Source organism: Hymenobacter lapidiphilus, from assembly GCF_013377885.1.
In the GTDB taxonomy this organism is placed as follows: Bacteria; Bacteroidota; Bacteroidia; order Cytophagales; family Hymenobacteraceae; genus Hymenobacter; species Hymenobacter lapidiphilus.
Genome location: NZ_JABKAU010000018.1, coordinates 77256 through 89882, shown reverse-complemented (window position 1 = coordinate 89882; position 12627 = coordinate 77256). Strand labels below are relative to the sequence as shown.

The following is a 12627-nucleotide window of genomic DNA, read 5'->3' as shown; positions in this document are numbered from 1 at the left end:
GTACAGATGGCGGCGCAACTACAGCAGGAGTAAGGCACAAAAAAAGCGCCGGCCTACTGGCCAGCGCTCTGCTTAAGTTTTGGGTAAGGACAAGGCCGGATTCCGGCGAGGGCGTTTAACCTTTAAAAACGGAAACTAATAGCTCAATGCATGCTTAGGCGCGCACCGGCAGCCACTTATCGAACACGCGCTGCTGCTCGGCGGTGGGGTTGGGCTGGCGCTCGATGCGGTAGCGGCTGAGGGGGCTGGCCAGCAGCGGGAAACTCACCTCCTGCACCCGGCCCTCGCGGGTTACGAGCAGCTTAACGGTAGAACCCACGGGCCGACCGGCCAGCAGCTTATTGAGGTCGTCGGTTACGCGCGCGCCATCGAGGCTCAGGATTTCGTCGCCTACATTGAGGCCACCCTGCCAGGCACTGCCGTCGCGCACTACGCTGGCCACCGTCTGGCGGCCCCCGGCGGGACTGATACGGGCACCAAGGTCAATTTCGGTGGCCGGGGCGGGCGTTATGCTTAGGCGCAGACCAGCATAGGCCAGGGCCTGCTCGTAGGGCAGCATTTCGGTGCCGTACACGTGCTTGGCAAAGAACGAGTCGAAGCGCTGGCCGGCTATTTTGGCTACCGCATCCTGGTACTCCTGATCGGTGAAGCCCCGGCCCTGCTTGAGGTAGTATTGGTCGTAGAGGTAGCGCATCACATCATCAAGCCGCTTCTCGCCTTTGGTGGCGTTAATTACCATCAGGTCGAGCACGGCCCCGATTACTTCGCCCTTATCGTAGTAGCTGATGGCCGTGTTGGACGAATTTTCGTTGGGGCGGTACTGCTTGATCCAAGCATCGAAGCTCGACTCGGCGGCCGACTGCACCTTGTTGCCGGGCGTGTTCTCGACGCGGTTGATGCCGTTGCTTAGGTCGGCCAGGTACTGATCGGGCGTCACGAAACCAGCCCGCTGCATAATCAGGTTGGAGAAGTACTCGGTGCCGCCCTCGCTCACCCACAGCATGCGGGTGTAGTTTTCCTTGTCGTAATCGAACGGTCCCAGCGCTACCGGGCGGATACGTTTCACGTTCCAGAGGTGGAAATACTCGTGCGCCACCAGCCCCAGGAAGCCCTTCCAGCCAGCTTCGGAGGCGTAGGCATTGCGCGACACCGACAGCGTAGTGGAAAACAGGTGTTCCAGTCCCCCGGTGCCCCGGTCAATGTTGTGCACAATGAACACGTATCGGTCGAGCGGGTTGCGGTCCATCACTTTATGCGACTCCTCGCACACGCGCTGCATATCGCGGGTGAGGCGCTGCTCGTCCACTACCGGGTCGCCGTACATGGCCACCGTGTGGGGCGTGCCGTTGGCCGTGAAGGTGTATATCTTCTGGTTCCCGATTTCGATGGGCGAATCGGCCAGCTCGTCGTAGTTGCTGCTGCGGTAGGTGAAGGTGCCACCGGCGGGCTTGAGGCTGGTGCTTACCTGGCTCCAGCCAGCAGCGGGCTTCACCTCCAGCTGGCTGGGCAGCTGCTTGTTTTCGGCCGGATACATGAACACACTTGTGCCATTCACGTAGCCGTGCGAAGCATCAACGAAGCTGGTGCGCACGCTTAGCTCGTAGGCGTACACTTTGTAGCGCACCACGAAGTTGCGGGCTTTGGGATGGTAAACGCGCCAGGTGTTCTTGTCTAGCTTCTCGGTGCGCAGGGCCTGGCTGCCGGCCGTGGCGCCGAAGTCCTCCACGTTGCGCTCAAATTCCCGAATCAGGTACGAACCGGGGGCCCAGACGGGCATTTTAACGTCGGTGTAGGCTTTGTTGAAACCGTCGAGGTTCATCTCGACTTCGAAGTAGTGGGTTTGCGGGGCCGGCATGGCCAGCGTATAGCGCAGTGTGGGCGCGGCCAGGGCGGCTGGGGCCACGTGGCCCAGCAGCACACCCAGGGCCGCCACCGCCAGGCGGCGGCGAGGAGCAGTCAGGAGCATTCAGAATGAAAAAAGGGTGGGCAAACAGATAGACCCAGCCTTACAGGCTGGTTGGGCAAAGAACGGAGAAAACCCCGAAAGGCTGCAACTACCAGCGGGGTATGCCGCCTATTTGCCACCGGCAATATACTTTACGTGTGTCCGCCCAGCACACCGGAACCCGCACCGTATCATAGCCGTTAAGCAAGCCACCAACTCTAATTTCAAGCAATGCGCTACGTCTGGTCGGTTTTTCTGCTGCTGATTGCCCTGCTGGTGGGTCGGGCGATTTGGGTGCGGCTACCGCATCCCGCTTCTGCACGTGATGCCACTGCTGCCTCCCCCACGCCAGCCCGCACCACCGCCTATACGCCAGCCGCCACAGGCCCGGCAGTTGGTAAATCACGTTCTGTTGCCGCTTTACCGTCCCCGAACCCAGCATCTCCAGCATCCGGCTTGCGGGCCGGTGCGCCCTCCAGCAAGGCCGATAGTATTGTAGCCTTCGCTCTGCGGCAACTCGGCACTCCTTACCTGTACGCCGGCACCACGCCCAACAGTGGGTTCGACTGCTCGGGATTTGTCATGTATGTGTTTGCCCGGTATGGCGTGCCCACACCTCATTCCACAGCCATGCTGATTGATGTGGGCCGCCCAGTGGCCCGCACAGCCGCCCGCCCCGGCGACATTGTGGTGTTTACCGGCACGGCCGCTACTTCTACCACGCCGGGCCATGCGGGTATCATCGTCAGCCAGCCCGGCGAGCCCATCCGGTTCGTGCATTCGTCCTCGGCCCGCCGCGAATCGGGGGTTAAAATCAGTCAGGTAGAAGGCTCCGGCTACGAGCGGCGCTTCATGCAGGTACGGCGGGTGCTTTAGCAAATACAGCTGCAGGTCAATCAATTGCTGAGTTTTGTCCATTCCTGCCGACCACACCAGTAGCCCTACTCCGCTACCACCTGAACGCAACGATGCCCGGCTGCCTGTGCAGACCTCCTTTTCGAGGCTGCTGGGCAAACCGGGCATCTAATCCTTCAAATCTTACCAAGCGGCTGAACTGGGGTACAGCCCCGCCATCTATCTGTAAGACCTTGCCAGAATGCGAAAACCCACCCTGAAGGGCTAACTGGGTTCTGCGCGTAAGCTGTTGTTAAGCGCGTCCGGCGGTGATGCGGACTACATTCGACAGGCTTGGCAGGATTTGGTTGGGACTACTAGACATTTTGTACCTCCTTTCTTTAGATCCGACATAACCCCTGCTTCGCTGCCCAGCACCTTAGGGCGGCTTGGCGGAGGCTGTAGCACTCACTACGCATGGTAAAGTTAAACGCTAAGGGGAAGGTTCAAAATAAAAACAGCTTTTTTTACGCTCCAGAGACGCATTTAATTCCATCTAATTGATAATCACTGGCTTTTACTGGGCTTAATTCACCGGTCGGTGAGTGTATTCAGATTCTGGCTTCATAGTTGCAACATAGCCGATATGGTTGAAATCTGGCCGATCAGCCGGTTCAGCTCGATTTCACTATCTTTTCTCACGAATTCACTCCCACTTCACCATCACCAATTCCATGAAAAAATTTCTTCTTCTAAGCGTAGCAATCCTCTTTGGCCTGCTATCCTCGGCTTCGGCCCAATCTCTCTCTCCGCTGGGCGTATGGACCAATGCTGAAAAGAAGGCCACCTTCGAGATTTACAAGTGTGGTACCAAGCTCTGCGGTAAAATTGTGTCGCTGACGGTGCCCAACGACGCGTCTGGCAAGCCCAAGACGGACACCCAGAATCCCGAACCAAAGCTTCGTACCCGCCCCCGCCTGGGCATGGTATTCATGAACGGCTTTGAGTATGACGAGAGCAACAAGTGGGATGATGGCAAAATCTACGATCCGGAAACCGGCAAAACCTATTCCTGCTACATGAAGATGATCAACGCCAACACCATGGAGGTGAAAGGCTACATCGGCTTCTCGCTTATCGGTAAGTCGCAGACCTGGACCCGGGTGAAATAAGGCGCACTACTGCACCAGCTTCGGCGGGGCTCCCGATAACGGGAGCCCCGTTTTTTTGCGACATCCGGGGCCGTGTGCCGGCCTGTTTTTGGAACCTGGGCGGCCGGCTGGCCAGCAAACCATTTGACCAGCCTGCGGTTACTACTTAAATTCAGCCACTCGTTTTGCTCGACCTGCTCAAAAAGCTTTTTATCGGCTCCACCCCCGAATCGGGTGTCTGGCAGCCGCTGCACCGCAGCCCGGCGCAGGAGCGGCGCAGGCAGCAGTGGCTGGCTCAGCAGGTGTATCTCAACTGGGCGGGGCCTTATTTCAAGGCCTATCATTACCAGAAAGCCGGCTTGCCCGGGGCCAGGTTTCGGGTGCAGCTGGCCCGCAAGGAAGGTCAGCGCGGGGCAGTGTTCCTGTACGACCCCAGCATGGGACCAGGCAACTTCCAGCATTTTTTCGACTTCGTTCGCGACAGGGTGCTGGCCCAGGGCTATCAGTTGGGTGCGGCCGACCAACGCACCCTGCACCACGAGCAGTACGCCGAAAGCACTCAGAAGTATTTCCTCAAGCCCCAGCCCAACGACTGCACGGACACCGGCCGCTGCAACCAGCGTTTCGGCAACGTAACCCTCGATCTGGTAAGTGTGAATGGCCAACCTGGCTTTATCCGGCTCGCCAACAACCCCTTCACCGACGAAATTTTTACGCCGGCCGCGACCTTCGATGCGCTGGTAGATGCCGTTTTCAACCTACCCCCTGCCCCGCCTGAGGTGGAGGAGCTGATAATGGCCTACAAAAAGCCATTAGCATAGCGGCTTGTACCAGCTAAAAACCGGCAAGGCCGCTGAACTTCCTATTGAGGAAGTTCAGCGGCCTTGCCGGTTTTTAGCTGGTACTTTTTAATTCTCCTTCACGAACCGGGCACGGCTGGCCGAACCGTCGGGGCTGAGCAGGCGCAGGTAGTAGAGGCCGGGGCGTAGCGTACTGGTTTGCAGCACGGGGCGGGCGGCAGGCACGGTTTGGCGCAACACCACGCGGCCGGCCGCATCGGTTACCACCGCCTGCGCGCTCGGGCCGCCGAAATCGGCTAGGCGCAACTGGTCGCGGCAAGGGTTGGGGTACACGCTGAGCTGCGGCGTATGGGCCGATTGGGTGCTCGTCACAACTCCCTCATCGCGCACGGCCGGGCCGGCAGTGTTGTTGAGCAGCCACTGATCGGGGTCGATTTCGATGCTAATCACCGCGCGCGACTCGGCTACGGCCAGGGTGCGCACCGGCTGCGTCTGGGCGAAACGAATGGTGCGGGTGCTGTTGTCGGCAAAGGTCAGGCGGTAGTCAATATCGGTTTGGAAAAAGGGCGTAACGGTAGGCATCGATACGGTTTGAGTGCTTTGCAGGTACACCTGGCCGCCGGTCTGGTTCCAGCGCAACGCAAACGTGGGGTAGCCTTCGCCCCGGAACCACTGGTCGAAGAAGTACTGCAGCGAGCGACCGGCTTCGGCCTCGAAAAGCCGTTGCAGGTCGCGGGTGCGGGCCGTGCGGCCGCCATAGGTACTCTGGAAGGTGCGCAATACCCGGAAGAACTTGGTGTCGTCGTTGAGCAGGTAGCGCAGCATGTGGACAACGGACGCGCCCTTCTTGTAGCTAAGCCGGGAGCTGAAGATGCGGCCCACGTTGCTGGTATCACTCACGAATATGCTGCCGCCGGGCTGGCTCATGGCCGAGCTATGGGCTTGGTTGAGCCAGCTACGGGCTGAAGCAGGCGTAGAAAACGCGTTCAGCGCGAGGTACTCGCCATAGGAAGCAAAGCCCTCATTGAGCCAGATGTCTTCCCAGGCCCCGCAGGTTACGTTGTCGCCAAACCACTGGTGGAACAGCTCGTGGGCCGTAAGCGTGAAATTGAAGCCGTCCTGGGTGGTCATGGTCTGGTGCTCCATGCCGCCACCGATGGGGGCCATGCTGTGGCCGTACTTCTCGTTGGCAAATGGGTAGAGCCCCACCTGGGCCGAAAAGCTCTCAATGAAGCCCGGTGTACGGTCTAATTCAGTGCGGTAAAAATTGAGGGCGGCCTGGTTGTAGACGTAGTTGACGATGGGAATACGCGGGCCGCCTGCAGGGTTTGCGTAGTTCACGTACTCGATGTAAGGTGCCACGGCCACCGAAACCAGGTAATAAGCAATGGGGTGGCGCGACTTCCACTCGTAGCGCACCTCATTGCCCGGCAGGCTGGTTATGCGCTCCAGCACCCCGTTGGAGCCCACTTTGTTGGTGGCGGCCGTCGTCACCCACACGTCGGTCGAGTCGGCTTTATCGGCGAGTACTTGCTTACAGGGCCACCACTCGTAGGCGTTGTAGGGCTCCGATAGGCTCCAGGTGGTGCTTACGTTGTAAGTGGGCGCAATACGGGTATTTAAAGCGTTGCCGATGGCGCCCGCGTTGCTGTTGGGAGCTGTGCCGTTGTAGGTAATGCGGGCCTCGAAGAACGTGTTGGCCGCCACCGGCCGGGCTAGGCCAACCGTTACGTCGCCCTGGCCTTTGCGTACCAACCCGGCGCTGGCCTGCCCGTCCACTACCACCGATTCGATGGCGAAGGTGCTGAACAGCTCGAAGGCCAGCGAGTCTAGTGGCTGGCTGCCGGTGCGGGCCTTGATGGTAACCGTGCCGCCCACGTTGCGGCTGGTGTTACTCAGCCGGATATCGAGTTTGTAGTACTTGACGTCGTAGCTGGCCATTTTCTGGCGGTGGCTAAGGCTGGCGTAGGCCGGGCGGGCCGCCGCGCCGGTATGCACGCGGGCGCAGGCCTCGGCCGCCGAGCCATCGAGGTCGGTAGCCAGGGGGCGGTAGGTGGGCAATTGAGCGGTAGCCGACAAACTGCCCGCCAGCAGACCAGCTAGTGTAAGCAGAAAAGTAGAAAGGCGCATAAAGGGGGTTGGAGTGGGAATCAGGATGCCGGGCCAAGGTACGTCCTCGCCGCTCAAAATCAGTGGCTTGTGCTTACCGGCTGCCGCGTGTGCTGAGTGCTGGTTTTGGTAGTAGCCGAGAGGGTATTCCAGCCACTGTCATAAATCGCCCTGCTTAACCCAGGTTGCCAAGAGCTTGCGCCTAGAGTGTGTAGCGCGAAGCTCCAGCTTCGCGCATCGTTGAACGATAGAACATGGCGCGGCATTCAGCGACGACACGCGAAGCCGGAGCTTCGCACCACACGCTCTGGATTTAAATTCTATCAACCAAGAAAACCGCCCCCGATACCTGATCAGGTACCGGGGGCGGAGCGGTTCGGCAGCTTGCCTACAGAGGCTTAGTACAGAAGCAGAAAGGCCGCAAACAGCGCAATCCAGAGGCCATCGATGAAGTGCCAGTAGAGCGTGACCATGCGCAGCTGGAGGCGGCGGTAGGGGTTACGAATGAACACGAGCGTACGCACGGCATCGGCGGCGGCATGGTGAGTGCGTATCAACAACACCAGCAGAAACACCATGCCGCCCAGCAGGTGCGCTACGTGCAGGGCCGACAGCAGGTACACGAACGAGCCGCTGGCCATGCCATCGAAGAACACGCCTTGAGCCATCAGCTCGCGCCAGCCCAGCACCTGCAGGCCCGCAAAAACGCAGCTCAGCAGCATAGTAGCCCCCAGGCAGCGGCGCAGCGTGGGTAGGTCGTCTTGGGCATAAATGCGGCTGGCCTGGGCAATAACGTAGCTACTGGCCAGCAGCACAATGGTACTCAACGAGAAGAAGCGCGGCAAAGCAAACAGCCCGCTGGGTGCCCCGGTCCGGAAGTGCGTAATGGCGTAAGCCCCCACCAGCCCCACAAACAGCACCGTAATTCCGGCCAGGCCCACGTAGAGCATCATCAGCAGCGGCGGCATCCGCTCCATGCGCTGGAAGGCAGAGGCCGGGCGGGTGGAACCTACCTTTTTGGGAGAATTGTGGTCGGAGCTCATAGAATAGAAAAACGGGCAGACATACGAAGTGCAAACCAATCAACGGTCCTTTAGTTCCGGGGAGCCAACGGCTGGTTTCGCCCCCCCGGGTTGTTTCTAAAGTACGCGAAATGGCTTGTTGCAACCGTACGTTTTTCGGGCCGGTTTTCTGCTGGTTCTCCTCAGCCGGCGGGCCGGTAGCTACAGCTTGCGGAAGAAGGAGCCAATTTTACCGAATACCGCGTTTATGGTAATTTTTGGGCTGTTGCTGGCTCCAAACGTAACGTGGGTTTTGCCCGCTACCCGCAAATCGAGCACCAGGCCCAGCTGCCGGGCCAGGTCGTTGAGCTGCTGCAGTGGGTCGGGGCCGGGCGGGCCCTTGGGCTTGGGCGGGGCGTGCGGGTCTTTGGGCGGGCCGGCCGTAATTTTGTCGAACACGCGCTGGCTGGGGAAATTGATAATCAGGTAGCCACCCGTGCCCGCCACCTGCACCTCGTCGCCATCAAGCGACACCACCAGCTGCGCCTCGATATCGAGGCCGCTAGCCAAGTGTGGCAGGGTTGGGGTTGGCCGGCGGCAGGTTGCCGGAAGGCGGATTCTCGCCGCGGGTACGGATGCGCAACGCGCCGTTGAGCCGCCAGGTAGTGGGGGTGCCGGGGTTCTGGGCGTTGGGCACCTGCAGCTCCATCTGGTCGAAATTCAGGGCCAGCTCAACGCCGCCCGAAAGCTTGGAAAGCAGCGAGGCGGCCGTATCGGCCCAGGAAGTAGGTTGGTCAGGCATAGTTTTGTAGTGAGTGGTTGGTATTTGGTGTGTAGGGCAATTACGCTATTCTTCGTTGCGCGCTGAATGACGTTCTTGCGCGGGCCGACGATGGCAACCCTGCAAACGCTGTTGCGGCGACCAAGTTACAGTTTTGGGCGGGCACGGCTTTTGCCTAATGCCCAATACCCCCGGCAGAATCCAAACGGGCTGGCCTGCGTATGCAGGGCGTACAGCCGGTTTTACCGGATCAGATTTTCACTTCGCTCCACTCTATGTCCTCCTCTTACTTTGTGGCTCTGGCCACCGGCCTCTTGGCTACGGTAGCCCTCCAGGCCCAAACCCTCCCGGCCTCTACTCCGGCGGCAAACTGTCCTCACCCTTTCGGCCTGGCCGACAACACGGCCCGCACCTTTACCCTGCAGGACGGTAAGGGCGAAACAACGGGCTTTGTGCACCAGCGGGTGGTGCGCTTGGAAACCGAGCAGAACAAGAAAAAGACCCAGACCACCAACACCGTGCTGCTCAAAAGCGGGGCCTACGATACCAAAGGGCGCCTGCTGTACCTGCGCGACCTAACCTTCCGCTGCCGCCAGGACACGGCCTTTACCGACGGCCTCGACCAGCTCAACCCGGAGCAGCTCAGCTCCTTCCGCGACCGGCTCCTGACCTACACCCCTACGCCTCTGGCCTGGCCCAACCAGCCCACCGTGGGCTCGGAGCTGCCCGGTGGCGGCATGCTCGTTGATGTGCGTAGCTCGGCCGTGGATATTGCCAAGGTGTACGCCACCGTCAGCAAGCGCCGCGTAACGGGCCAGGAGTCGGTTACGACGCCCGCCGGCACCTTCCTGTGCTACAAAGTGGAAGCCGAGCTGGAGTCTGCCACCGTGGCCCGCGCCGACCTGAAGCTTGCCTCGATAGTGCGCGTGGTAGATTATTACGCCCCCACCGTGGGGCTGGTGAAGTCGGAAGTATATAACAAAAAGGGCCGGCTGGAGCAGGTGCGGGTGCTGACGGGGCTGGACCAATCAGCGGGCTCCGTTGTGAAAGAGACGAGTAAGCGCAAAAAGTCCTAAATTCCGACTTTCCACCGCTTTTTTTCCGGCTTATGCGCCCCCTCCTTTTACTGCCCGCCGCGCTGCTGCTGCTGCTGGGTGCCTGCCAGAATGCAACGTCCACTTCCGGCACGGCTGCTACCGCCCCGGAGGCCGTTCCGCCAACTGCCACTTCGCCCCAGGGTAAAACCTACGGCGCGGCTATTACAAGCGCGGGCGCCCAGCCCCTATCGGCCCTGCCTACCTTGCTCGGCACCCAGGATTCGGCCCAGGTGAAGCTGGTGGGCCCGGTGCAGGAGGTGTGCCAGGCCAAAGGCTGCTGGATGACCATGAAGCTGGCCGACGGCCGCGACATGCGGGTGAAATTCAAGGATTACGCCTTCTTCGTGCCCAAAGACATCAGCGGTAAAACCATCGTCATCAACGGCTGGGCCCACCGCGAAACCGTGCCCGTATCCGACCTGCAACATTACGCCAAAGACGCCGGCAAATCGGCCGCCGAAATTGCCGCCATAACCGAGCCCCAGCAGCAGCTAAACTTCGAGGCCGACGGGGTATTGGTGCAGGAGTAGGGACGACCAGGAAAACGCCTGTCATGCTGAGCGGAGCGAAGGATCTGTACAGAAGGTAGTATCAAACTATACCTTTTATACGGATCCTTCGCTCCGCTCAGCATGACAGGCGTTTTCTCATTTATCAGCTCGCTCCTTCCCCGCTTCAACCCCTCAGTTCGTAGCTTGCGGCCCCAACCTGCCATGCCCCTATGAGTCCCGATATCGAAGCGCGCATTATCGCCCTTACCGAGCAGCTGCACCACCTCAACTACCAATACTACCAGCTCGACCACTCCGAAATACCCGACCAGGCGTTTGACGCGCTACTGGCCGAACTGGCCCGGCTGGAGGCCGAACATCCGGCCCTGGCCCGACCTAATTCGCCCACCCGGCGGGTAGGTGGCACCGTTACCAAGCAGTTCCCCACGGCCGAGCACCGCTACCCCATGCTGAGTTTGGGCAACACCTACTCGGAGACCGATTTGCGCGAGTTCGATGAGCGGGTGCGCAAGGGCCTGGAGGGGGCCGAAATGCAGTATGTGTGCGAGCTGAAGTTCGATGGCGTGGCCATGAGCCTGACCTATGAGCACGACGAACTGGCGCAGGGCGTTACGCGCGGCGACGGCACCCGCGGCGACGTGGTAACCAACAACGTGCGTACCATTCGCAACCTGCCGCTGCACCTGCGGCCTGCCGGCCCGGCCCGGCCGGCCGAGTTCGAGGTACGGGGCGAAATTTTCATGCCCCTGCCCGTATTCGGCGAGTTGAACGAGGAGCGCGAGGCCAACGGCGAAGCCCTGCTGGCCAACCCACGCAACGCTGCCAGCGGTGCCCTCAAGCTCCAGGATTCGGCCCAGGTAGCCGCCCGCAAGCTGCGCTTCTATGCCTATTCCTTCCTGATGCCCGGCCGCTCGCAGTTCGAAACCCACAGCGCCTCGCTCGAAGCCCTGAGCGCCTGGGGCCTGCCCGTTTCGGACACTTGGCGGCGCTGCGCCACTATCGAGCAGGTGCTGGATTTCGTGCACGAGTGGGACAAGAAGCGGTTTGGGCTGCCAGTCGCCACCGATGGCATCGTTATCAAGGTAGATGATTTCCGGCAGCAGGAACTGCTGGGCTATACCTCAAAAAGCCCCCGCTGGGCCATTTCTTTCAAATACCCCGCCGAGGCCGGACGCACCCGCCTGCAGGCAATCCAGTACCAGGTGGGACGCACCGGGGCCGTTACGCCAGTGGCCCTGCTCGACCCCGTACCGCTGGCCGGTACCGTGGTAAAGCGCGCCTCGCTGCACAACGCCAACCAGATTGCCGCCCTCGATCTGCGCCTCGGCGACCTGGTGTTCGTGGAGAAAGGCGGCGAAATCATCCCTAAAGTAACGGGGGTTGACCTGGAAGCCCGCCCCGCCGATAGCCAGCCTATCGTGTACCCGACGGAGTGCCCGGCCTGTGGTACGCCGCTCATTCGGCCCGAGGGCGAGGCCCACTTCCGCTGCCCCAACGACCGGGGCTGCCCACCCCAGCGCAAGGCTAAACTCGAGCATTTCGTGTCGCGTAAGGCGCTTGATATTGACGGGCTAGGCGCCGAAACGGTAGGCCGCTTCTTCGATTTAGGTTTGGTGACCGATGCAGCCTCGCTGTACGAGCTACCGGCGAAGGCTGAAGAGTTAGCCCAACTGGAGCGCATGGGCGAGAAGTCGGTGCAGCGGCTGGTGGCGGGGCTGGAAACCAGCAAGCAGGTACCGTTCGATAGGGTGCTGTTTGGGCTGGGCATCCGCTACGTGGGCGAAACCGTGGCCGAGAAGCTGGCCGCCCACTACCGCACTATCGAGGCGCTGGCGGCGGCCACGGCCCCCGAGCTGGCCGCCGTGCCCGAGGTGGGCGGCGTCATTGCCGAGTCGGCCGCCGCGTGGTTTCAGGAACCCGCCAACCTCGATTTGGTGGAGCGCCTGCGGGCAGGCGGCGTGCAGCTGGCCCTCACCGGCGAGGCGCCCCAGCCCCAAAGCGACCGGCTGGCGGGCCTCACGTTTGTGCTCTCGGGCGTATTTGAGCTGCATAGCCGCGACGAGCTGCAGCACCTTATTCAGCAGCACGGCGGCAAAATCACGGGCAGCATCAGCAAGAAACTCAGCTTCCTGGTCGCCGGCGACAAAATGGGCCCAGCCAAGCGCGAGAAGGCCACAACCCTCAACGTGCCCATCATCGGTGAAACCGAGCTGCTGGCCATGCTGCCCGCGGCTGGCGAAACGCCGGCTGCCCCAACCAACGAGAGCCCAGCCACTCCTACCAGCCAAGCTCCGGGCACTCTCACCCAGGGTTCGTTGTTCTAAAGTCCGGCGGGCCGGCCGTGCAACGCGAGCGGGCCGGCTGCGTTCTTATGTATCTCTCCCTGAAAAACTTACT

11 protein-coding genes are annotated in these 12627 nt (G+C 60.9%); 6 read left to right on the top strand and 5 right to left on the bottom strand.

Annotated features, from left to right (window positions below; genetic code table 11):
• Positions 1-154 precede the first annotated feature (154 nt).
• A complete protein-coding gene (locus HW554_RS11405) occupies positions 155-1966 on the bottom strand; it encodes a M61 family metallopeptidase (RefSeq protein WP_176908715.1) in 1812 nt (603 codons plus the stop codon).
• Between the two features lie 210 nt (positions 1967-2176).
• Here HW554_RS11405 and HW554_RS11400 point away from each other — a divergent pair, with 210 nt between their 5' ends.
• The 3 genes from HW554_RS11400 (at position 2177) to HW554_RS11390 (ending at position 4751) form a co-directional block, all read left to right on the top strand.
• Positions 2177-2821, top strand: a complete 645-nt coding sequence (locus tag HW554_RS11400; RefSeq protein ID WP_176908714.1) for a C40 family peptidase — start codon at positions 2177-2179, stop codon at positions 2819-2821.
• Between the two features lie 692 nt (positions 2822-3513).
• Complete coding sequence (locus HW554_RS11395; protein ID WP_176908713.1) at positions 3514-3951, top strand: DUF2147 domain-containing protein; 438 nt, start codon at positions 3514-3516, stop codon at positions 3949-3951.
• A 164-nt stretch (positions 3952-4115) separates the two neighbouring features.
• Complete coding sequence (locus HW554_RS11390) at positions 4116-4751, top strand: hypothetical protein (protein WP_176908712.1); 636 nt, start codon at positions 4116-4118, stop codon at positions 4749-4751.
• A gap of 87 nt (positions 4752-4838) precedes the next feature.
• On the opposite strand, the gene HW554_RS11385 is transcribed toward HW554_RS11390, so the two are convergent.
• The 4 genes from HW554_RS11385 to HW554_RS11370 form a co-directional block, all read right to left on the bottom strand.
• Positions 4839-6860: a M1 family aminopeptidase gene (locus HW554_RS11385; RefSeq protein WP_176908711.1), complete on the bottom strand. Its 2022-nt coding sequence runs from the start codon at positions 6858-6860 to the stop codon at positions 4839-4841.
• Positions 6861-7237: 377 nt separating this feature from the next.
• Positions 7238-7882: a cytochrome c oxidase subunit 3 gene (locus HW554_RS11380; RefSeq protein WP_176908710.1), complete on the bottom strand. Its 645-nt coding sequence runs from the start codon at positions 7880-7882 to the stop codon at positions 7238-7240.
• Between the two features lie 180 nt (positions 7883-8062).
• Entirely contained in the window at positions 8063-8410 is a 348-nt protein-coding gene (locus tag HW554_RS11375) for a hypothetical protein (protein WP_176908709.1), read from the bottom strand.
• On the bottom strand, positions 8403-8642 hold the full coding sequence (locus HW554_RS11370; RefSeq protein ID WP_116941490.1) for a hypothetical protein: 240 nt from the start codon (positions 8640-8642) through the stop codon (positions 8403-8405). The genes HW554_RS11375 and HW554_RS11370 overlap by 8 nt, the downstream gene beginning before the upstream one ends.
• A gap of 254 nt (positions 8643-8896) precedes the next feature.
• On the opposite strand from HW554_RS11370, the gene HW554_RS11365 reads away from it, so the two are divergent.
• From HW554_RS11365 to ligA, 3 genes are all read left to right on the top strand, one after another.
• The gene (locus HW554_RS11365; protein ID WP_176908708.1) at positions 8897-9697 is read left to right on the top strand and encodes a TapB family protein; all 801 of its coding nucleotides are present in this window, start codon (positions 8897-8899) and stop codon (positions 9695-9697) included.
• A gap of 32 nt (positions 9698-9729) precedes the next feature.
• Positions 9730-10248, top strand: a complete 519-nt coding sequence (locus tag HW554_RS11360) for a DUF4920 domain-containing protein (protein WP_176908707.1) — start codon at positions 9730-9732, stop codon at positions 10246-10248.
• A 191-nt stretch (positions 10249-10439) separates the two neighbouring features.
• Entirely contained in the window at positions 10440-12554 is a 2115-nt protein-coding gene (gene ligA / locus HW554_RS11355) for an NAD-dependent DNA ligase LigA (protein WP_176908706.1), read from the top strand.
• The last annotated feature ends 73 nt before the right edge of the window (positions 12555-12627 follow it).